The sequence below is a fragment of the Brachybacterium sp. AOP24-D1-21 genome, assembly GCF_052378665.1.
Taxonomy (GTDB): domain Bacteria; phylum Actinomycetota; class Actinomycetes; order Actinomycetales; family Dermabacteraceae; genus Brachybacterium.
This window is the reverse complement of record NZ_JBQSXX010000001.1, coordinates 2,400,898-2,422,468: the sequence shown is the minus strand read 5'-3', so window position 1 is coordinate 2,422,468 and position 21,571 is coordinate 2,400,898. Positions and strand designations below refer to the sequence as shown.

Here is a 21,571-nt window from a genome sequence, read left to right as displayed (position 1 = left end):
GCCAGGCGTCAGTGCTGTCTGTCGCGGACAAGGCAATCACCTCCGATGGGCTCGGCAAGCGCGGGTGACCGGAGATCCGCCTGGGGAGGGTGTCCGCGCCGGGTAGGACCGACAATCCGATGCCAGGTGTGCAGTGCACAAATTATCGATCGGTGCTAGTGTACCCGATGCCTTTAGGTGAGGCTACCCTAATGAGATGTTGCCTATGGTTTCATCGGCTGTCTCGTCGCAATGCGGGCTGCGACGCCGTCGAGTGCACGCTCGACTGCGTAGTTGTAGAGCCTATCGAGGTCAAAGGCATGGGCGAGCGTGTCCGCGAACATTGCCGCCCCTGGATGCTGACTGTCCTCGGACAACATGCCGAGGCTTGCGAGGATCGCGTCCTGAAGCTTGGGGTCGACATCTCGCTCGTCTTCGGAGGCGATCAGGTGCACGGCGGTATTCAATAGCATGATGTGTGCGGCGGGTGCTTCGTCGCCCAAGCCGGCCTCAGCGAGCTTGCTGACCCCGGTATCGATCATCAGCACCGCCGCAGGGACGGTCGTGGCGGCCATGCCGAGCCAGCGGGCGACGCCGGGGTGCGCAGACAGTGTGTCGTGCAGCGAGGTGAGGAGCTGCTGATACCACGGTCGCCACGAGAGTTCTGGTGACGGTAAGTCGACTGAGCACATGACGGCGTCGACGATGACGCGGTCGACCTCGTGGCGTGGGCCGACGCGGTGCGCAATCGCCGTCGGCCAGCAGCCGACCTCTTTCGCGAGGTCCCGAGTGGACCACCCGGCTAGGCCGCGGGCGGCTGTGAGGCGGACTCCGGCTTCGATGATCTGCTCTGTAGTCAAGGGGGCTTCGTCCGCGGCGGTGCGCGGTCCGCGCTGGCGTTTGCTCTTCTTTGCCTTCGGCTTTGTCATGCTCGGCTCCCATCCGCGGAGTGTCGTGCCACCACGATACCCGGCGTAGTTGTCCGTTGAACAAACGCGCCGGGTAAGGGTACACTCACTTCAAAGATTTGTGCACTGCACAGGGCCCGCGATCGGGGACCGTGCAGACCGTCGATGAGTGGATGCTTGAAAGGATGGCTCATGCCCGATGATGCGACCGCTACTCAGGCTGTGTTGCCCGACGCTCAATCCGAGTCGGCGCCGGATACGCTTGAGCCCGAGACGAGAGCCGCTGGTAGTGACAAGAGCCTCGGCTCGCTGCTCGCTCCGGTGCGTGGGCGGCTGATCCTGGCGGGGGCGTTCCAAGCGCTTGGCGCGCTGACGTCCTTGGTGCCGTATGTCGCGATCTATCGGATCGTCGAGGAACTGTTGCAGCCGGCAGGCGCGAGCGGGAACGTGGTGTGGGCGTGGGCGGTCATCGCCGTGATCGGCGTGTTGGTGCGCACTGCCGCGACAGGGGCGGCATACACCATCACTCACGGAGCGGACGGAACGGTGGGCCAGGCGCTTCGGCAACGATTGACCGATCGGCTGTGGCGGGTGCCGCTGGGCTGGTTCGGAGAACGCTCCTCGGGTCAGGTGAAGCGCCGCCTGCAAGATGACGTGCACGACGTGCATCATCTGGTGGCACACGCGATCAACGACCTGGTGGGAGCCATAGTGGCCCCGCTCGCGGGATTCGTACTGCTGTTCGTCGTCAACTGGCGATTGGGCCTGGTGTGCCTGGTGCCGGTGCTGCTGTACTTCGTCGGACTGAGCGTGATGATGCGCGGAAACACGGAGAACGCGGCACGCTGGGACGAGGCATTGGGCCGGGTGAACTCCCGGATCGTGGAGTTCGTGCAGGGCATCGCGGTCGTGAAGACATTCGGCCGGACGCGCAGCACTCAGGAGCGCTACCACGCAGTCGGTGACGAGCTGGCCGTGTTCTTCGAACGCTGGATGGGACCACTGCTACGCGTCAACGCGCTGGCGAGTGCGGTACTGGCACCGCCGACGGTGATCGCCCTGGTGCTCGCGACAGGGGCCTGGTTCGTCCATTCAGGGTGGGGGGCGCCGGCCGAGGTGCTGCTGGCGTTGATGATCGGGGTCGGACTGGGTGCACCGGTGCTGAACATGGGGATCGGGGCGCAGGCAATGCGCACCGCCACCGCGGCAGCGGCGCGGCTGGGCGACCTGCTCCGCACCCCGGTACTACCGCAGGTCGCGCATCCACGCACCCCGGAGGGTGCCGTGGTGGAGTACGACGGCGTGCGATTCTCCTACGATGGGCAGACCGACGTGCTCTCGGACATCGACCTCGTACTGCGACCCGGCACCGTCACAGCACTGGTGGGCCCATCGGGCTCCGGCAAGTCCACGCTGGCGCGGCTGCTGCCCCGGTTCTGGGACGTCACCGACGGTGCGATCCGGATCGGCGGAGTCGACCTGCGGCACGCGGCTCCCGAAGAGATCTACCGGCGAGTCGCATTCGTGTTCCAGGACAACGTTCTGCTGCGCATGAGCGTGCGCGACAACCTGCGCCTAGCGGCCCCGGACGCTGACGACGCGACCGTGGAGGCGGCAGCGCGAGCGGCGCAGATCCACGACGTGATCATGTCCATGCCGCATGGCTACGACACGATCGTGCACGAGCAGGTGACTCCGTCCGGCGGTGAGACCCAGCGGCTGTGCATCGCACGGGCCATGCTCGCTGACGCTCCCATCGTGGTGCTAGACGAAGCCACCGCCTTCGCAGATCCCGAATCAGAAGCAGCCGTCCAGGACGCCCTGTCAACGCTGATCGCAGGCCGTGCGGTCCTCGTCATCGCGCACCGGCTGCGCACGATCACCGACGCGGACCAGATCGTGGTTCTCGAGGGCGGCCGGGTCGTCGAGACCGGCCGCCATGACGAACTGCTGGACCATGGCCGACTCTACGCCGCTCTGTGGAACGCCCAGGAAGGAACGACCGCATGATCCGCAAGCTGCTGCCGATCCTCGCATCGGACGACCGGGCGAAGATGCGCGCCTTCCTCACCGTCTGCGTCGCCTACGGGATCCTCCAGGGCGTCGCGCTGCTGCTGGCGATCCCCGCACTACGCCACCTGCTCGCAGGTGAAGCTTCTGCGAGCTGGCCGTGGATCCTCTCGGTGATCGGTGCCGCTGTCATCGCGGGCATCGCATTCTCGATCCAGAGCGTGCTGGGATCCCGGATCGGGCTCGCCCTGATGCGCGGCCTGCACCGCAGCATCATCGACCACCTCGGCGTGCTGCCGGTGGGCTGGTTCTCCTCCGATCGCACCGGAAGACTCTCGCAATCAGTCTCCCAGGGCACGACCGCCGTGTGGACGGCCGCCTCGACCCTGATCCAGCCGCTGGTGACCGCCGTCGTTACGCCCATGACCATCGCGCTAGGGCTGCTGTTCATCGACTGGCCGGTGGCGCTGACGATGCTGATCGCCGCCCCACTCCTGTATCTGGTGTACCGGTGGGCGGCCGCGCTCGCTGAGCGCTCGGCCGATCAGATCGACCAGGCGGCGGTTGAGGCGGCCAGCCGCGTCGTGGAGTTCACTCGCGCCCAGCCGGTGATGAGGGCATTCCGGGCCGATCAGGCCGGCAACGGCATGCTGGCGAGAGCACACCGCGCCCAACAGGAAGCCTCCCGCCGCTCGCTGCGCACCAGCCTGCCCGGCCTGATCGGCTTCGCGACCGCCGTGCAGCTGATGTTCGCCGCCGTCATCGTCATCGCCGTGTGGCAGTCCCTCACCGGCGCGGCGAGCGCGGCGACCGCCGCCGTGGTGCTGTTCGCCGCCGCACGCTTCACCGGTCCACTCATCGACGCCGCCGACCTCGGCTCCGCGCTCCGGCTCGCCGGTCACGACCTGGATCGCATCGACAATGTCCTCGACGAACCCGCGCAACCCGAGGGCACAGACAGCATCGAACAGGCCGGAGAACTCGCCTTCGACCACGTCGACTTCACATATCCCGGGGGTCGACAAGTGCTGCACGAGGTGACTTTCTCGGCGCACCCGGGAACCACTACCGCTCTGGTAGGGCCGTCAGGATCGGGCAAGAGCACGATCCTGCAGCTGGCCGCCAGGTTCTTCGACCCCGACGCAGGCACTGTGCGCATTGGCGGTGTCGATGCCAGGCTGCTGCCGGTACAGACCGTGATGGAGCAGCTCTCGGTGGTCCAACAGAACGTCTACCTGCTCGATGACACGATCGAGGCCAACATCCGTTTCGGCAACCCGGAGGCCACTGACGACGAACTGCGCGAGGCGATCCGTCTGTCCCGCGTCGACGAGATCATCGACCGGATGCCCCACGGCCTCGACACGCAGGTCGGCGAGGCCGGAGTCGCGCTCTCTGGCGGAGAGCGTCAGCGCGTCTCCATCGCGCGAGCCTTCCTCAAGGACTCGCCCATCGTGCTTCTCGACGAGATCACCGCATCGCTCGATCCGGAGAACGCGATCGCCGTCCACGCCGGCCTGGCCGCACTGTCTGAAGGCCGAACCATGCTGATCGTCAGCCACGACCTGACGACGATCGCCGGAGCCGACCAGATCCTCGTCCTCGATGACGGCGCGATCGTGGAGCACGGCACCCACACCGACCTCGTCGCCGGCACAGGTCTGTACGCCGACTTCTGGGCCGAACGCGAACGGGCCCAAGGCTGGCGCGTCACCCACCCCACCGACGCCTCATGAAACGACACGCGAGAACAGCGCGGTGTGCGCACACATGCTACGCCGTCATCGTGACCGACCCGGATGCACTGAAGGACCCCCGAGGATGACGACAAGCAACCCCGCGCAGATCAAGCTGGTGCTAACGGCGGTGTTCCTGGCCTACCTGGCGCAGATGACGCTGAACCCCATCATTGCCCCGCTCTCACGCGAGGTCGGCCTGGCCGAATGGCAGGTCGGGGTGACCATCAGCACAGCAGCGATCATGGTGGTGCTCACGGCTCAGATATGGGGGCGCCGGTCGCAGTCGCTGGGACGCAAACGCGTTCTCCTCGCGGCGCTGGCCCTCGGTGCGATCGCGACGGCAGCCTTCGCGCTGATCTCCCAGGTCGGCATGATCGGCGCTCTCAGCGGCACCGTTCTGTTCGCGCTGTTCGTCGTGCTGCGCGGTATCGGGTTCGGCACCGCCATTGCTGCTATCCAACCAACCGCGCAGGCCTACATCGCTGATGTCACCACCGATGAGACCACCCGGATCAAGGGCATGGCCGGTGTGGGCGCGGTCCAGGGCGTGGCTCAGATCGCCGGTTCCGTTGTCGGTGGCCTGCTCGCCGCTTTCGGGCTGATGGCCCCGATCCTCTCCGTCCCGGTGCTCCTCGCCCTCGGCCTCGTGCTGGTCGCCCTTCGGCTGCGCCCCGAGGCGCGCACTACACTGATCGAGAAGCCTACGAGCGTCCGGCCGACAGACTCGCGGGTGTGGCCGTTCCTGCTCGCCGGGTTCGGCATGTTCACCGCCCTGGGGTTCATCCAGATCGTCACGGGCTTCATAGTCCAAGACCGACTTCACCTGGACGCGAAGACAGCCGGAGTGCTCACCGGCGCGGCCCTCCTGGCCGCAGGTATCGGCATGATCCTCGCCCAGACAGTCGTTGTTCCTAGTACGGGATGGGGCCCGGCCACCCTGCTGCGTGTGGGCGGCGTGGTTGCGCTGCTCGGATTCCTCGTGCTGATCCCCGATGCCGGGCCGGTCGCCCTCTTCGGATCGATCGCCCTCATCGGCCTGGGCTTGGGTACCGCCATGCCCGGCTACACCGCCGGACCAACACTGTTGGTCTCCCGCGAGGAACAAGGAGGCCTGGCCGGGCTCATCGCCGCCAACATGGGTCTCACCTTCGTCGTCGCACCCACCGCCGGTACCGTCCTGTACGGCGTCTGGACCTCTCTGCCGATCATCGTCGGCGCGGCCATCATGGCCATCGTCTCCGTGTTCGTTCTCCTTCACCCCCGATTCCGACGCATCCCGACTCCGCCCGAAGGCGATGCGACGAATTCGGACGTGCCAACGCAGGACGCCGGCCATGAACGTTGAGGCAAACGTCGTGGCAGGCATCACCGGGAGCCTGGAGCCTGCTTCGGTGAGTGGCCGAGCCAGGAACGCTGGGGACACGATCGGAGTGGATCACAGCTTTAGACTCGCCCTCCATATGAGCCTGGCTCCTCACGGATCGAGGAGGTCGAGGGCCGGCACGCACCAATTCGACGGTACGGTCTCGCGCCAAATGCCTACTGGTGACTTCCTGCCTAAACAGGCTCTTCCCGGTTCGTGGTGATGGGGAGCGTCGCGTCGTTGACGTAGAACGGCTCGTGGTCCTGCTGTGATGGGTGTTGTCAAGACATCCGAATCTCAGAGGACCACGAGCCTGTGCACGAGAGTACTGGTTCGCAGCGTGATGCTGCGAGCACGATCTTCAACTTGCCCAATTACCGCGTCATCGATGCCGTCGACCTGCCCGACGGGGGCCGGCGGGTGGTGATCGCCTCGACCGTCCCGCCGGGCTGTCCGTCCTGCGGCGTGCTGGCGACGAAGGTCCATTCCCGCCGGTCACAGCAGGTCCGGGACGTTCCCGTCGCTGGCGCAGCGGTGGTGGTGTGGGCCAAGCGGCGCTGGTTCTGTCTGGAGCCGGCCTGTGCCCGGGGCACGTTCGCCGAGGCCACCGAGCAGATCCCGCGATACGCACGCTCGACGACCCGACTGCGGGACCAGGTCGTCTCTGCCGTGATCCGTTCCGGCCGTGCAGCCTCCGAGGTGGCCCGGGCCCACGGCGTCTCGTGGTGGCTGGTCCAGGCCGCCCTCAGCGCCGCCGCAGTGGTCCTGCCTGACGTCGACGACGTGCGGGTCAGGCGTCTGGGGGTCGATGAGCACCGCTACCGGTCAGTGCGCTGGTTCCGCACCGACGAGGGCGCTTGGAGACGGTTCGAGCCGTGGATGACGACGCTGGTCGACCTGGCCACCGGGCAGGTCCTCGGCATCGTCGACGGCCGGGACTCCAGGGCCGTCGGGGATTGGCTCGCGCAGCGCTCTGAGCAGTGGCGGGAGCGGATCGAGATCGTCGCGATCGATCCCTCGGCCGCGTTCCGCAAGGCGCTGCGGACCTGGCTGCCTCGCGCCGCGGTCTCGGTCGACAAGTTCCACCTGGTCAAGCTCGGGAACGACATGGTCACCACCGTCAGGCAGCGCCTGGCCCGCACCCATCGCGGTCGTCGGGGCCGCAAGGACGACCCGGCCTGGGCCCACCGGATGCTGCTGCTGCGCGGCGGCGACACCCTGACCCCGAGGGCGTGGGAGCGGTTGGAGAGGGTGTTCCGCACCGACGACCCCACCGACGAGCTCTCGGCCTCCTGGGGCATCAAGGAGCAGCTCCGACGCCTGCTGGCCACCGACACTCTCGCCCAGGCCTGGCAGGAGCGGATGCGGATGGGCTACTTCGTCCAGATCGCGAACATGCCCGAGGCCACGAAGCTCTACGACACCGTCGTGACCTGGTGGGACGCCATCGAGGTCCTCATCGTCACCGGCGCAACCACCGCGAAGGTCGAAGCGGGCAACACCGGCATCAAGAACATCAAACGCACCGGCCGCGGATTCCGCAACGCGGAGAACTACCGGACGCGTATCCTGCTCACCAGCGCCGCGAGAACCGTAGCGTGAATACCCGCCACAGCAGGGTCATTCACCACGAACCGCGAAGAGCCGAATTACCTGCTGACCGAGCTCGGAGCATTCGCGCAGGTGCGCGGGATGCTGGATGCACGGTGGTTCGTCGAGGCGCCCGAGGAGCTGCGGCACCAGTGGCTGATCGCCCGGCATGAGCGCTTCGGGAAATCAGTCGCAGCGGCCCGGGAGTGGGCGCTCGGGCCCGACGAGGACAACGCCCGCCTGATCGCGGCAACCCGCGACCGGGCGGACGTCGTGGTGCGCCTGGACTGATGCGCGGGCGGTCAGCCGCGCATGACCGCGCGGGCGAAGCCTGCGCTGCGCTCCTGCAGGCCCGCGATGCGCTGCTCGCGATGGAAGGCGAGCACTGCCGGGTCCTCGGTGCGCAGCTCGAACGCCGCCGGGGCGCGGCGCACATTGCGGGAGCAACGGAAGTCGGCGCAGATCGCGGTACCGATGGTGTTGCCGCGACGGCCGGAGGCTCCTGCCAGGGGCGCCACGAACGAGGCCGCGTGAACGCCGTCGACGACGTCCTCGCACCAGGCGCAGAGCATCTTGCGGCTCGGCGGGCGGCCGGTGCCGCGCAGCAGCAGGCCGACGGGCTCGGCCTCCACCTCGAGCACGACATAGTGCAGCTGCGGTTTGCGGGCGTCCTGCCAGCCGAGGTAGTCGACGGCCTCCCAGCGCACGGTGGAGAGGTCGGGCAGCTCGGCCCGAGTAGCGTCGCCTTTGGTGGCGTTGACGAAGCTGGAGCGGATCTGGGAAGCGATCAGAGGGAGCATGGGGTCCTCACGAAGAGCGCACGGGATCACCCCGGTAGCGGGGTCCCGGCGCGGGAGATGACGGTCAGCGGTGACTGGCGTGCGAGCACGCCGGCTCACGCCGAGCAGGCCTCGTGGGCCGCCCCGCTTCCTGCAGGCGTGGTGCGCATGCCGTCTCTCTTCCTGTCCTGGACGCGGCCACGGTACGCCTCTGCTCCAGGTGTGGCAACGGAACAGAGGCGCAGCGCTCAGCCACCGAGCACGCTCAGCTCAGGCGATGATCTGGTTGAGCTGCTCGAGCTCCTCGGTGCTGAGCTCGAGGTTCATGGCGCGTGCGGAGTCGGTGATCGACTCCGGGCGGCTGGCTCCCGGGATCAGGATCACGTGCTCGCCGAGGGACAGCTCCCAGGCGAGGACGACCTGCTGCGGGCTGGCCCCGTGCGCCTCGGCGATGCCCTGGATCTGCGGGAACCGCTCGCCCACCGCGCCGGCGCCGCCGCCGGTGCCGCCCAGCGGCGACCAGGGGACGAAGGCGATGCCGTGCTCGCCGCAGTGGCGCAGCTCGTTCCGGCTGGTGTGGAAGAACGTCGGCGAGAACTCGTTCTGCACCGCGGCGAGCCCTCCCTCGCCGAGCACGTCGCGGGCCACGTCGATCTCCTCGACGTTCGCATTGGAGATGCCGATCTCCCGGATCAGACCCTCCTGCTGGAAGGCGGCGAGCACCTCGACGCCGTCCGCGTAGCGGATGCTGCGGTCGGGGCGGTGCCAGTAGTACAGGTCGATCGTGTCCGTGCCGAGCTTCGCCAGCGACTTCTCGAGCGCCGAGCGGAGATAGGCGGCAGAGCCGTCGCGACCCCCACCCTCCGCGGAGCGGGTGATGCCGCCCTTGGTGGCGACGACGATGTTCGAGCGATCGCCCTGCCAGCTGCGCAGCGCCTCGCCGACGAGCTTCTCGTTGTGCCCCATGGTGTCCCAGGTGGGGGCGTAGATGTCAGCGGTGTCGAGCAGGGTCACGCCGGCGTCGAGGGCGGCGTGGAGGGTGGCCATGGCACGGTCGTGTGGGGCGGGCTCACCGCGGCCCATTGACAGCGGCATGGCACCGAGGCCCAGGGCGGAGACGGTCAAGGAGCCGAGGCGGCGGGTGGGGGTGGTCATGCGGTAAGCGTAGTCCCAGATCCACGCGGCGCCGCGTTCAGAGCTTCAGGATCCCGGCCGTCGTGCGCCGGAAGAGCCCGTCGGCCATGTAGAAGTCGCCGAGGTCGGCCTCGAAGTCGACGTGCAGCCACTGCACCGGGGTGGAGCGGCATTCCTCGATCGCGTGCAGGACCAGGGAGCGCCCGATCCCGGTGCCCTGGTGGTCGGGGTGGACCACCACGTCGAGCAGGAAGGCATGACGGCCCCCGTCGGTGATCACATTGCAGAAGCCGATCAGGGTCTCGCCGCGCCGTGCCGTGATCCAGCCCAGCGAGTAGCGCTCGAGCCGCTCGCTCCACGGCTGGACTCCGCCCTCGAGGTCGAAGGCTGCGGAATGCAGCGCTGAGAGCTCCTGGTCATCGATCGCCTCGCGCCAGGCGCAGCGGAGCGGATCTGTGGGTTCCATGGCACTCAGTGTGCAGGGTGCGACCCCGCCCCGTCAGGGGTTCTGCAGAATCCCTGACCCACCCGAGCCAGCTCGAGAGCTTGCGGCGTGCGCTCCACCCTACTGACGGCGTGCGAGCAGGGCGATGCTGAAGAAGACCGCCGCCTGACCCTCGTGGGCCCGGTAGCGGTAGGCGCCGCCGGTGGCGATCCGGCCGGAGCCGCCGGCCTCGACGACCTGGACGTCGTCTCCGGTGTCGATCTCGAGCGCTCCCTCGATGACATGGTGCATCAGGCCGGGGAGCGGGATGCCTGCGCCGCCCTCGTAGATGTCCTCCCCCAGCAGCTTCCATTTCCAGGTCTCGACCGAGAGCGCCTCGGTGTCCACGGCGTCCAGCAGCACCGCCCAGCTGCCCGTGTCGGTGGACCAGACCTCGACCCCCTCCGGGGCATCGTCCGCCCCCACTCCCATCAGGGCGGCGAAGGTGGTGCCGAGCCCGGCGGCGATGCGGTCCAGGGTCGCGACCGAGGGGTTCGCCTGGCCGAGCTCGATCTGGGTGAGCATGCGGCGGCTGACCTCGCTGAGCTCGGCGAGGGCGCCGACACTGAGGTCCTGCTGCTGGCGTGCGGCACGGATCCGGTCGCCGAGCTGCGCGACGACTGCAGGGCGCATCCCACCGCTCATCCGGTCCTCCTCATGGTGCTGGAGGTCCGATCCTAGCGAGGGTGACGGGAACTATATTGCACATCAGGGGTGTTGCGCATTATGTTGCGCAGAGGGGTCATCTCCCCTGCTCCCCTGCGTATCGACGCCTCGAAGGAGGTCCCCCATGGCTGGACGCACTGCCGTCGCCCCCGTGCAGCGCACCCCGGTGCGTCGGCCGGACGGAGCGCTGCTGCGCTGGTTCGTCTCCTATGGATCCTTCGCGGTGCCGCAGGCGGCGGCGCCGATCGCGTTCTCGTTGATCGCGCTGCCGCTGACCGGTGATGCCGCGAGCGGTGCGGCGATGATGCTCGCGATGACGATCGCGCAGGTGCTCGGCGCGGTGCCGATCACGCGCCTGGGCCGACGCTTCTCCCCGATCCCCTTCCTGCGGGTGCTGATCGGGCTGCGCACCCTCGCACTGATCGGGATCGCGGTGCTCGCGGGGCTCCATGCCCCCTTCGCGCTGGTGGTGGCAGGGGCGGCGCTCGCGGGCCTGGTCAACGGCGCCGCCTATGGGAATCTGCGTGCGGTGCTGAACCACCTGGTGCCCGCGGGGCGGCTTCCGCGCGCGCTCGGCGTCGCGGCCACGCTCAACGAGGTCACCTTCGTGGCCTCCCCGGTGCTCGCCGCAGTGCTGGGCAGCTATTCACCCCAGGCTGCGGCCTGGGCGATGGTGGTGCTGGGGATGGGGCCGATGGTGCTGCTGCCGCGGATCGCCACTGCCACGGCACCCGGTCCCGAGCACCGGAGGACCCGGCTGCGCCTGTCCCCGATGATCGTGCTGTGGCTGGTGTGCGGCGGGGCGAGTGCCGCCGCAATCGCCGCGATCGAGATCGGTGCGGTCTCGATGGCGGTCTCCTTCGGCCTGCCTGCGGCCTGGGGCGTGCTGTTCCCGGTTGCGATCTGCGCGTCCTCGATCGTCGGCGGGATCTGGGTGAGCGTGCACAACCGGATGCCGCGGCGCCGCACCGTGCTCGCCTGGCTCGCGGTCACCGCGCTCGGCGTGGCCGCCGTCGGCTTCGGGAACTCGGTGGCCGCCACGGTGATCGGCGCACTGCTGGTCGGCGCGGTGCTCGCTCCGCTGGCGACCTACTACTCCCTGGTGCTGGACCAGCTGGTCGCGCCCGAGCATCGCGCAGAGGTGTTCGCGCAGCTGCGCACCGCGAATGCGCTGGGCATCATCACCTCCAGCGCGCTGCTCTCGCTGGTCACCCTGCAGGTGACCTTCACCGTGGTGATGGCGCTGATGACGGCGGTGATGGTGGTGGCCGGGCTGGTGTTCACCACGGGCTGGGTGAGGGCCCGCCGGCGGCGCCTCGCTCGGGAGGCAGCTGAAAGCCGGGCACACGACGCGGCAGATTCCCCGCCCGCGCTTCGCTGAGCACGGCGAGCCACCTCCAGGATCGCCTTCTACAGTGAAGCCATGGCACAAGTCCTCATCTACGGCCTGCGCTCCTCTCTCGACGGCCGACGCGCAGCGATCTCCGACGCGGTCCACGGCGCCGTCATGCAGGCGCTCGACTACCCGGCCGAGAAGCGGTTCCACCGCTTCATCGCCCTCGACCCCGCAGACTTCGTCTACCCCGAGGACCGCGGCGAGGACTACACCATTCTCGAGATCTCGCTGTTCGAAGGTCGCTCCGAGGCCGCAAAACGCGTGCTGATCCAGGAGCTGTTCTCCCACTTGGAAGAGGCGGTGGGCATCGATCCCCACAGCGTCGAGATCACGCTGACCGAGACTCCGAAGGTCAACTGGGGCATCCGCGGGGTCAACGCTGCGGACCTCGCACTGGAATACCGCGTCGAGGTCTGAGAACCCTGGATTCAGCGCAGCCCGTGCCCGACCGGGTAGGCCTCCCCCGTGCCGTCGGCCGTGGGGATCGGGACCGGGAGCGTTCCGCGCAGGCTGACATCCCCGGCGAGCGCTCCGGCGACGGCCTCGAGGTTGCAGTCGGAGTTCCCGTAGGCGGCGAGCGAGCTGGCGACTGCGCCGACGTGGACCACGTCGTAGGGGTTGCGCAGCAAGACGTGGATGACGGGCGTGCCGGTCTCGGCGAGCGCCCTCACCATCGCCACCTGGGAGGCGGGGGTCCGGAACCCGGAGGACGAGGTGAACACCAGCGCCACATCGACATCTGCCGCCGCGGTGGCGGCCCGCTCCGGGGTCGCACCGGCCAGCGGGGTCGCCGACAGCCCGTGCGCCTCGAGCGCCTGGGCGGCCACCTCGATCTTCGCGGCGGCGCCCACACCGGTGACCAGCACCGACGTACCCCGGGCGAGCGGGACCGCGCCGGCGTCATCGGTGATCAGCGTGATGGCGTCGTCGGCGATCTTCTGGGCGGTGCGCACCGAGCGCGGGGTCCCGATCGCGTCGGCCGCGGTCGCGGGGTCCACGTGCACCTGATCGAAGAGCCCGCGGCGCAGCTTCTGAGCCAGGATGCGCCGCACCGACTCATCCAGCCGCTCCTCGGTGATCTCCCCGTTCGCGACCGCGTCACGCACGCCGCCGATGGCGACCACGAGATCCGGCGGCATGAGCATCTGGTCGGCGCCGGCGAGGATCGCCTCGACCGGGACCCGATCATCGCCGAACATCGTGCGCACGCCCTCCATCGCGAGCGAGTCGGTGACGATCACCCCCTCGAAGCCGAGCTCCTCCCGCAGCAGACCGGTGAGGATCGGATGCGAGAGGGTCGCCGGGACCCCGGAGTCATCCAGCACCGGGACCACGATGTGCGCGGTCATGATGGTGTCCACGCCCTCCGCGATCGCGGCGACGAAGGGCGGCAGGTCGAGGGTGTCGAGCTCCTCGCGGGTGTGGTCGATGACCGGCAGTCCCAGATGGGAGTCCGTGGCGGTGTCGCCATGGCCGGGAAAGTGCTTCGCCGCGGCGGAGCAGTTCGCCCCCTGGAGGCCCTTGATCTGGGCGGCGGCGAGACGGGCGACCGCGCTGGGGTCCGCGCCGAGGGAGCGGACGCCGATCACCGGGTTCTGTGCCTCGATGTTGACGTCGACCACCGGGGAGAAGGCCTGGTGGAGGCCCGCGGCACGCATCTCCGCACCGACGATGTCCCCGGCCTTGCGGGCGTGGGCGCGGGAGCCGGTGGCGCCGAGCGCCATCTGCCCGGGCAGCGGTGTCGCGGGGGCGGGCAGTCGGTAGACCACCCCGCGCTCCTCATCAGCGCTGATGATCAGCGGGATCCCGCCGGAGTCGAGGGCGGCGTCCTGGGCGTCGTTCGAGAGGGTCGCGATCTGTTCGATGTCCTGGAGGTTCTCGCTCCAGACGAAGTAGATCAGCCCGCCCACGTGGTGGGTGCGGACGATCTCCGCGATGGTGTCCACGCCCGTGGAGCTCGTATTGGAGGGATGCGGCGCATCGGCGGTAGGTCCATAGCCGACGGCCACGAACAGCTGGCCGATCTTCTGCTCGAGGGTCATGTCGGCGAGGAGCTCGTCGATCTGGGCGGCGTCGCGGCCGCCCCCAGGTGAGGCGTGGGCGGTGGCGGGCAGCGCGACGGCGGCGCCTGCCCCGGTAAGGGCGGCCGCGGTGAAGGCGCGGCGGCTGAGAGGGGAATGGGGAGAGGTCATGGTCTGCTCCTGCTCAGTAGCGACGGTAGCGCTGGGTGGTGGCGTCGAAGCGGCGGGATTCGCGGCGCCAGGCGGCGACGATCGATTCCGGGCTGTCCCCAGCCTCGAGCATCGCGCGGGTGCGCTTGGTGCCGGAGAGCTTGTCGATCCAGCAGACGTCCTCCTCGGTGCGGCAGTCCTCTCCCTCGCGCCAGTCGACCTCGTCGACATTGCGCAGCAGGGCGGCGAGCACATGGATGCCGGTGCGCACCGGCTCGTACGCCGAGGCGTCGGTGACGTGCAGCTGCAGACCACCGCAGAACTCGCCGGCGTGCTTGGAGGAGGCGGGCGTGGTGAACATCGGCCGGTACAGCACGCCCGGGAGCTCCGCGCTCTGCAGGTCGGTGATGATGGCGTCGATCTGCGCCTCCCCGATGAACGGGGCGCCGAACCAGAGGAACGGGGTGGTGGTGCCGCGGCCCTCGGAGATGTTCAGCGATTCGATGAGGCCCGTGCCGGCGTAGACCACGGCGGTGTCCGGGGTGGGGATGTTCGGGGAGGGCAGCACCCAGGGCAGATCCGCGGCGGCGGGATCCTCCGGGTCGTAGCCGCTCATCTCGATCACCTCGAGGCTGGTGGCACCGCTGAGGAACTCGCCGTTGAACAGCATGGCGAGCTCGCCCACGGTGAGGCCGTGGGTCTGCGGGATCTCGCGCAGCCCCACGAAGCTCGACAGCTCCGGCTCGAGCACGAAGCCCTCGATGTCGGTGCCCAGCGGGTTCGGGCGGTCCAGCACGAGGAACCGCTTGTCGTTCTCGCCCGCGGCTTCCATGGCGTAGTAGAGGGTCCAGATGTAGGTGTAGAAGCGAGTGCCGATGTCCTGGATGTCGAAGATCAGCACGTCGACGTCGGCGAGCATCTCCGGAGTGGGCTTCTGCGTCGCGCCGTACAGCGAGCGCACGGGAAGTCCGGTCTTCTCATCGATGTAGTCGCCGACGGAGCCGCCGGCCGGCTCCGCTCCGCGCACCCCGTGCTCGGGGCCGAACAGCGCGGCCATCGTGAAGCCGCCGCCTTCCTGCGCTGCGACCAGCAGGTCGATCGTGGAGCGCAGCTCGCGGTCGGTGCCGGTGGGATTGGTGATCAGGCCGACGCGCGCTCCGCGCAGGGTCTCGAGCGTCTCGGGATCCAGCAGGTTCTCGATGCCGAGCCGGAAGTCGCCCTTTCCCTCGCCTCTCCCTTTGCCCTTGCCCTTGCCTCGCTCGGCGGGGGCGGCGTGGGCGGTGCCGGCGGCGGCCAGGACCGCCCCAGCGGGGAGCGCTCCGAAGGTGGCGAGGACACGGCGTCGTGCGGGTCGCGCCGTGTCGTCGGCCGCCGGTGCTGGCTGTCCGGATGCTGGCTCTCTGGGTGCTGCCTGGTTCACGAGGGACCTCCGTCATCGTTGTCGGATCGTGCGCGCGCGGGAGCTGCGGTCCGCAGAAGGGCGCACGAGCATGCACGCTAGCAACCCTGTGTGCTGGGTCACCACCGGTTGCATCATCACCCCATGTGGGACCGCGTGGCGTTCCGGCTACCGTGAGGTCGGAGCGGCGGTGGACGCCGTGGGAGGCGACGAAGGAGACCTGATGCCCGACAGCAGCAGTCAGCAGAGTGGCCAGGTGCTCGTGATCGGCTCAGCCACGGTGGATCTGACCACCTTCTCCACGCGACTGCCGGGGCCCGGCGAAACCCTGCTCGGCGACTCGTTCTCGCTGGTGATGGGCGGGAAGGGCGCGAACCAGGCCGTGGCCGCCGCCCGCGCCGGGGCCGCGACCCGCTTCGTAGGCTGCGTGGGCGAGGACATGTTCGCGCCGGTGGTGCGGGAGGGCCTGGCCGCCGCGGGGGTGTACCTCGCGCACATGCGCGAGGTGCCGGGACAGACGGGTATCGCGCACATCCGGGTGGATGGCGCCGGCGAGAACGACATCGTGATGGTGCCGCTCGCGAACGATGCGCTGGGCTCGGCCCAGATCGATGCGGCGCTCGAGGAGGCCGCACCCGCCGGCGGAGTGCTGCTCACCCAGCTGGAGATCCCCGCGGCCGCGACCATGCACGCGATCCGAGGTGCACGGTCCCGCGGGTTCACCGTGGTGCTGGATCCCGCCCCGGCGCGCGAGCTGGACGAGCAGATCTGGCCGCTGATCGATGTGGTCACCCCGAACGAGACTGAGGCGACGCTGCTCACCGGGATCGCGGTGGAGAGCCGGGAGGATGCGGTGCGCGCCGGGCAGTGGTTCCTGGACCGCGGCGTGGGCGCCGCACTGATCACGTTGGCGGGCGCGGGCAGCGTGCTGGTCACGCCGGGAGAGCGGCACGACCTCGCACCCCACCCGGTCACGGTGGTGGACACCACCGCGGCCGGGGATGCCTTCGCGGGCTATCTCGCAGCAGGGCTCGCGGCCGGGCACGGGCTGGTCGCGGCCATCGAGCGGGCCGGGGCGGCCGGAGCGCTCGCGGTGACCCGGCGCGGAGCTTCCCCCAGCATCCCGGGGCTCGAGGAGGTCCGCGAGCTGCTGGCCGAAGGGACGAGGACATGAGCAGGACCGGCTTCTATTAGGGGCCGGGAACTGGGAGTGGTGCAGCGACCAACGGACGACCGGACAGGCGTGGTCGCTCACCGGAGTCGTGCCAGGTGCTGCGTGGCGGCTCCTACCTATGCCACGACTCGTACTGCACCCCGTACCGGGTCGCGACCCGCTCCTCGACCGCCGCTAGGGACGCAAGCGGGAACAAGTGCTTCCGGCTCGCGGTCGCCACCTGAAGGCGCGCGCCCTCAGCGGTATCCGGTGCCCCGGCGCCACTTAAGCTCCTCGACGTGGGCGCGTGCGTGGCCATATCGAACCCGGGATCGAGCAGCCACTGGGGCTACAGCCCTTCCATCAGCGCAATGGTGATGCGGGCAATGCGCTCGGCAGGCAAGTAACAGATTTTCGGTGTGTGCACGACACCCGATGCGCCTCGTGCGGAGGCGATCTCACCCCGCCGCGCGCTCCAGCTCCATACCGTCACTGCGCCCGAGCTGGACGAAGATGAATGCGGCACAGAGCAGGCCCAGAACCATCACCACCACGTCGAGGAGGCCGCTGCCAGCATTCGCCAGTGCCGCCCCCCGCCCGCCCTCCAACTCGTTGATCGACGCGACGGCTGTGAGCTGCATGTTGAAGGCCAGGTGGGCGAGGAGGATCGGGATGAACTGGCCGAACAGGTAGTACAGCCCGACGAGTCCTGCCGCCCAAATAATCATACCGATGGACGTACCGAGCCCGTAGTAGATGTGGAAGACGACGCGGAGCACGACCGCGACCACGCACACCACGGGCCATGGGGCGCGTGCGGCGCGCAGAGCGACGATAAGAAGTGCAAGGACGATCACCTCCTCGACCGCCCCACCGACGCCGCTGGCGATCGTGTCGAAGACAGCACCGGCAAATGTGTCGGAGACCGGGTGCTCCTCAATGCTCGGTCCCGCCATCCACGGAAACAGGCTGACCACAAAGGCGCCAAAGCACTGGGTGAGGTTGACCAGCATCCATGCGGTGAGGAAAACGAGCACCGCAGTGCGCTTCCTATACGTGGGCCGTCTGCCCAGTCCGATGCGTTCGCGGGGAGTGTCTGTCGCAGCAGCAACGACAGAAAGCACGATCAGGCCGGCACCAGCTAACGCCATTGATCCAACGATTGTCTGCATTGAGGAGCCCACCGTGGGGGCCGCACGTTCCGTGGGTTCGATCAGATAGGCGACAGCACGCACCGTCGAGGGTCCCCAGCGCACGAAGTACAGCGCGAGTGCTAGGCCCACGGCCCACCATCGCCACTGTGCGTTCAGCGGCCGAGCCAGTACCAATGGCCGCAGAGGTGCGCGCATTGCTCTGGGTGTCTGCTCCGGTCCGGGATCCGCAGGACTCTCGCTCATGACCGGATCGTATCCGGACGCGCTGCGCCGCCGCTGCGTGGTCCTGCACCCTGCAGCAGGCTCGCCGCCCGACGCCAGCGCTCAGGCGGCGCGGCGCCCCGTGGCGAGGTCGAGCAGGTGGTCGAGCACCGCCTCGCCGCCGGCCCGCAGACCGTTGTGCTCGTACTCGCTGGTGACCCACGGTCGCAGGCCGGGCAGCAGCGCGGCCGTGGCCATCGAATACTCGCGCGGGACGTAGGCGTCGTCGTAATAGACCGCGGCGGCGGCGGGGACGGTGCAGCGACGCAGTGCGTCTGCGTCGTAGAGCTGCGGCCAGTCGTGCTCTGCCAGCATCTCCGCAGCCTCGGCCCAGAATGCGAGCTCCGGATCCTCGGTGAAGAGATCCCGGTGGATGTGCTCTCCGCCCAGCAGGGTCGGGTCATCGCGCACCTCGTTCGGCATCGTCCGGTCCGCCGCCCAGCGGGTGGCGGTGCCGTCGGCCCAGCAGCTCTCATGGATCACCGCATACAGGGGGTTCCGGCCGCCGAAGGGCAGTGCGGCGGCAAGGTCATGGGCGAAGGCCGGGGAGGCGGGGTCGAGGTCCAGCAGGTAGTGCAGTCGCTCCGCCCCCTGGGAGGCGCCGAGCAGGTGGCCCAGGCGGCGCAGCCGCTCCACTCCCACCCGCTGGCCGTCCGGGAGACTGAGCCGCCCGGCATCAGCAGCGTCGGCGAGGCGGCGGAAGCGGTCGCGATCCCCCGGGAAGCGGGACCAGTAGCGCTCGCTGCGCCCGATCATGCCCTGCCAGGTGGTCGCGTAGACGGCATCCATATCGGGGCCCACCGTCGGCAGTCCCCCGGTGAACAGGGCCTTCTCGACGCTGCCCGCGGCGGCGCTGAGGTAGCGCAGGGCGGTGAATCCGCCGAAGGACTGCCCCAGCAGCGACCACGTCGGGACCCCGAGGTGCTCGCGCAGCGCCTCCGCATCGGCCACGATCGCGTCGGCCCGGAAGTGGGTGAGGTACTCCGCCTGCTGCGCGGCGGTCGCCTCGCGCAGGGTCGCGGCGCCGGGGATCGCTCCCTCGGGCAGCGCGGTGTCGGGGCCGACGGGGGTCGAGCGGCCGGTGCCGCGCTGGTCGAGCATCACCACCCGGTGCTCGCGCAGGGCGCGGGGCAGCCAGGGGGTGGAGCCGGGTGAGAGCGGGCGGGGCGCCTCGGAGCCGGGGCCACCCTGCAGGTAGACGAGGTAGGGGTGGTCCTCCCCGCCCTCCTCGGCGATCACCCGGGCGAACACCTCGATCTGTGCACCGGCGGGATCGGCATGATCCAACGGGACGGTCAGGGTCAGGTCGCGCATCTGCAGGCCGGGCAGGGTCCAGGTGGTCATGTCGCTCATTCGTCGTCGAGGGTGGTGGTGCCGGGGAAGAACTCCCAGTCGAAGGTGACGAGCCGACCGGGAGCGTCCTCACGGTCGATCGCGCGGTCGATGATGATGCTCGACAGCCGCGCGAAGACGTCGTCGACGCCGTAGTAGCTGATGGGGCCGAAGAACTCGGTGTTCGCAGGAACGTCGCCGATGGAGATGAACTCGAGGTCCTCCGGGACTTTCACTCCCACGCGCTCGGCGGCGAGATGCAGCGCCACCGCCTGGTAGCCGGTGAAGCAGATGACCGCTTCCGGACGGTCCGGCCCCTGCAGCCATTCGATCGCGGCGAGGTAGGTCTCGTGGCTGCCCTCGGGGACGACGTGCACGAGCGCCTCCGCGGGTCCGTCGCCGAGCTCGCGCACCGCGTCGAGGAAGGCTCCGGTGCGGGAATGGGCGAGGGCGCCGCCGGCCCGCCGCTTGAGGTCGGGGGCGAGCATCCGGACCCGTCGGTGGCGGGGGCGGAGCCTCTCATAGGCCCGATGGATCGCGAAGGACGGCGTGGAGGAGACCACGTCGAAGTCCTCCGGCTCCATCTTCGCGCTGAAGGCGACGAGCCCGCTGTGCGTCGCGGCGGCGAGGCGGCGGACCAGGTTGGGACCGTTCTCCACGAAGTCGATGCTGGTCAGCAGCGCAGCATCGGCGGAGGCGCCGAGCAGGTACTCGTACCAGCGCTCATCGGCCAGGACCAGGGTGGAGAGGTCGTGCACGAGCGCATCGTCCCGCACCTGGGTGGTCAGCTGCACGCCCCAGGGATCGTCCAGGGTGCCGAGGGCGAGCACGATGCCGCCGCTGCGGCCGGTGCGCATGGCCTGGGCGTGACGATTCGGGACATAGCCCAGCGAGACCGCGGCTGCCCGCACCTTGGCCTTCGTGGCCGCCGAACCGGCCGACCGGGAGCCGCCACGGCCCGAGAGCACGAAGGAGGCGGTCGCGAGCGACACCTCGGCAGCCCGGGCAACATCGGCCAGGGTCACGGTGCTGCGGGGCACGGGACCACGGGGATCGCCGTTCATCGCGGGGACGCCTCCTCGGAGGCGGGTTCCGCGAGCTCGAAGCACTCGCGACGGCTGCGAACGCCCTGGGCGGAGCGTTCGAACTCAGCCCCCGCGACAGCCTGGGGCGAGGACACGGAGTGCGTCATCGGATCCTTCCCTCGCGGTGCATCGCGCGGCAGGCCCGCGACCATGAGCAGATCCTGGGAGTCTACCGGCCGGTCTCCCGGCTCGGAGCCGGAGGGCGCGGGTCAGGCCCCGCCGCCGGTGAGCCAGGTGAGCGCCGGGCCGATCGTGTTCAGCGCGATGATCACGCCGATGATGCCGACCGCCCACGAGAAGGCGCTGGTCGCGTTCTTCACCGCCCACTCGTGGGCGCGGTCCAGGAAGGAGTCGGCCCGATCCCCGAGCACGGCGCGGATCCCGCACAGCACCGCGCCCGGCACGATCATCACCGCGCAGTACACCGCCAGGATGGGGATGCCGCCAGCCAGCCCCACACCGCTCTCGACGATGATCCCCATCGCCGCGAGATACGGGATCATCGAGGCCGCTTCGATGAGGCCGGCGGTCAACGCCAGGCCGATCAGCACTGCGGGCCGACCGGAGGCGTGGCGCGCGCGCCGGGTCCACTTCCGGGCGGAGGCCTCGGGGTCGCCTCCGCGCTTCGCGACCGCCTTGGGATCGATGCGGAAGGAGTAGACCACCAGCAGCACCCCGATCACGGCGAGCACCACCATCACCGGTGGCGAGGCCAGCAGATGCCCGAAGGACTCGATCAGCGGCAGCAGGCCGGCCAGCAGCGCGATGCCCAGCAGGAGGTAGAACACCCCGATCACCGCCAGGAACAGCAGTGTGCGGCCGGCGACGCGGCGTGCCCCGCCCTCCCCCACCACCAGCAGGATCACCGGGATCACGAGCGTGCCCATCGAGGTCGAGTCCACCAGGGCGAGCACCAGCAGGCCCAGCGGCCCCGCAACATCCATCAGTGATTCCATGGGTTCCATGGT

General features: G+C 69.3%; 20 protein-coding genes. 8 read left to right on the top strand and 12 right to left on the bottom strand.

Features of this window, described 5'->3' with window-relative positions; genetic code table 11:
• Window positions 1–203 precede the first annotated feature (203 nt).
• A complete protein-coding gene (locus ACT3UF_RS10805; protein ID WP_073884832.1) occupies window positions 204–908 on the bottom strand; it encodes a hypothetical protein in 705 nt (234 codons plus the stop codon).
• Window positions 909–1,052: 144 nt separating this feature from the next.
• Here ACT3UF_RS10805 and ACT3UF_RS10800 point away from each other — a divergent pair, with 144 nt between their 5' ends.
• From ACT3UF_RS10800 to ACT3UF_RS10780, 5 genes are all read left to right on the top strand, one after another.
• Entirely contained in the window at window positions 1,053–2,897 is a 1,845-nt protein-coding gene (locus tag ACT3UF_RS10800) for an ABC transporter ATP-binding protein (protein WP_444608324.1), read from the top strand.
• Window positions 2,894–4,633: an ABC transporter ATP-binding protein gene (locus tag ACT3UF_RS10795; RefSeq protein ID WP_073884834.1), complete on the top strand. Its 1,740-nt coding sequence runs from the start codon at window positions 2,894–2,896 to the stop codon at window positions 4,631–4,633. Before ACT3UF_RS10800 ends, ACT3UF_RS10795 begins: the two co-directional genes overlap by 4 nt.
• Window positions 4,634–4,718: 85 nt before the next feature.
• Window positions 4,719–5,981 (top strand): MFS transporter, encoded by a 1,263-nt coding sequence (locus ACT3UF_RS10790; protein ID WP_073884835.1) that lies wholly within the window; start codon window positions 4,719–4,721, stop codon window positions 5,979–5,981.
• Window positions 5,982–6,314: 333 nt separating this feature from the next.
• Window positions 6,315–7,601, top strand: coding sequence for an ISL3 family transposase (locus ACT3UF_RS10785; RefSeq protein ID WP_073884858.1), 1,287 nt, complete (start codon window positions 6,315–6,317; stop codon window positions 7,599–7,601).
• 90 nt (window positions 7,602–7,691) lie between these two features.
• Entirely contained in the window at window positions 7,692–7,880 is a 189-nt protein-coding gene (locus tag ACT3UF_RS10780) for a hypothetical protein (protein WP_444608323.1), read from the top strand.
• An 11-nt stretch (window positions 7,881–7,891) separates the two neighbouring features.
• On the opposite strand, the gene ACT3UF_RS10775 is transcribed toward ACT3UF_RS10780, so the two are convergent.
• The 4 genes from ACT3UF_RS10775 to ACT3UF_RS10760 all read right to left on the bottom strand — a co-directional run bounded on the left by ACT3UF_RS10775 (window position 7,892) and on the right by ACT3UF_RS10760 (window position 10,631).
• The gene (locus ACT3UF_RS10775) at window positions 7,892–8,389 is read right to left on the bottom strand and encodes an FBP domain-containing protein (protein WP_444502448.1); all 498 of its coding nucleotides are present in this window, start codon (window positions 8,387–8,389) and stop codon (window positions 7,892–7,894) included.
• Window positions 8,390–8,638: 249 nt separating this feature from the next.
• Complete coding sequence (locus ACT3UF_RS10770; RefSeq protein ID WP_444502447.1) at window positions 8,639–9,523, bottom strand: aldo/keto reductase; 885 nt, start codon at window positions 9,521–9,523, stop codon at window positions 8,639–8,641.
• A 37-nt stretch (window positions 9,524–9,560) separates the two neighbouring features.
• Complete coding sequence (locus tag ACT3UF_RS10765) at window positions 9,561–9,968, bottom strand: GNAT family N-acetyltransferase (protein WP_441443805.1); 408 nt, start codon at window positions 9,966–9,968, stop codon at window positions 9,561–9,563.
• A 99-nt stretch (window positions 9,969–10,067) separates the two neighbouring features.
• On the bottom strand, window positions 10,068–10,631 hold the full coding sequence (locus tag ACT3UF_RS10760) for a helix-turn-helix domain-containing protein (RefSeq protein WP_441443804.1): 564 nt from the start codon (window positions 10,629–10,631) through the stop codon (window positions 10,068–10,070).
• A gap of 145 nt (window positions 10,632–10,776) precedes the next feature.
• Between ACT3UF_RS10760 and ACT3UF_RS10755 the strand changes: the two genes are divergently transcribed.
• Window positions 10,777–12,033, top strand: a complete 1,257-nt coding sequence (locus ACT3UF_RS10755; protein WP_442332894.1) for an MFS transporter — start codon at window positions 10,777–10,779, stop codon at window positions 12,031–12,033.
• Window positions 12,034–12,075: 42 nt separating this feature from the next.
• Window positions 12,076–12,465, top strand: coding sequence for a tautomerase family protein (locus ACT3UF_RS10750; RefSeq protein ID WP_441443802.1), 390 nt, complete (start codon window positions 12,076–12,078; stop codon window positions 12,463–12,465).
• A gap of 11 nt (window positions 12,466–12,476) precedes the next feature.
• Here the strand turns inward: ACT3UF_RS10750 and ACT3UF_RS10745 are convergent, their stop codons facing one another.
• Complete coding sequence (locus ACT3UF_RS10745) at window positions 12,477–14,240, bottom strand: glycoside hydrolase family 3 protein (RefSeq protein ID WP_444502446.1); 1,764 nt, start codon at window positions 14,238–14,240, stop codon at window positions 12,477–12,479.
• A gap of 13 nt (window positions 14,241–14,253) precedes the next feature.
• Entirely contained in the window at window positions 14,254–15,639 is a 1,386-nt protein-coding gene (locus ACT3UF_RS10740) for an exo-beta-N-acetylmuramidase NamZ family protein (protein ID WP_444502445.1), read from the bottom strand.
• A 202-nt stretch (window positions 15,640–15,841) separates the two neighbouring features.
• Here ACT3UF_RS10740 and ACT3UF_RS10735 point away from each other — a divergent pair, with 202 nt between their 5' ends.
• Window positions 15,842–16,792, top strand: coding sequence for a ribokinase (locus ACT3UF_RS10735; protein WP_442332712.1), 951 nt, complete (start codon window positions 15,842–15,844; stop codon window positions 16,790–16,792).
• Window positions 16,793–17,229: 437 nt separating this feature from the next.
• On the opposite strand, the gene ACT3UF_RS10730 is transcribed toward ACT3UF_RS10735, so the two are convergent.
• From ACT3UF_RS10730 to ACT3UF_RS10710, 5 genes are all read right to left on the bottom strand, one after another.
• Window positions 17,230–18,168, bottom strand: a complete 939-nt coding sequence (locus ACT3UF_RS10730) for a hypothetical protein (protein ID WP_442332711.1) — start codon at window positions 18,166–18,168, stop codon at window positions 17,230–17,232.
• 81 nt (window positions 18,169–18,249) lie between these two features.
• Window positions 18,250–19,530 (bottom strand): alpha/beta fold hydrolase, encoded by a 1,281-nt coding sequence (locus ACT3UF_RS10725; protein ID WP_444608322.1) that lies wholly within the window; start codon window positions 19,528–19,530, stop codon window positions 18,250–18,252.
• Between the two features lie 5 nt (window positions 19,531–19,535).
• On the bottom strand, window positions 19,536–20,582 hold the full coding sequence (locus tag ACT3UF_RS10720) for a substrate-binding domain-containing protein (protein ID WP_444608321.1): 1,047 nt from the start codon (window positions 20,580–20,582) through the stop codon (window positions 19,536–19,538).
• A complete protein-coding gene (locus tag ACT3UF_RS10715; RefSeq protein ID WP_441443795.1) occupies window positions 20,579–20,710 on the bottom strand; it encodes a hypothetical protein in 132 nt (43 codons plus the stop codon). The genes ACT3UF_RS10720 and ACT3UF_RS10715 overlap by 4 nt, the downstream gene beginning before the upstream one ends.
• A gap of 102 nt (window positions 20,711–20,812) precedes the next feature.
• Window positions 20,813–21,559, bottom strand: coding sequence for a GAP family protein (locus ACT3UF_RS10710; protein ID WP_441443794.1), 747 nt, complete (start codon window positions 21,557–21,559; stop codon window positions 20,813–20,815).
• Between the last annotated feature and the right edge of the window lie 12 nt (window positions 21,560–21,571).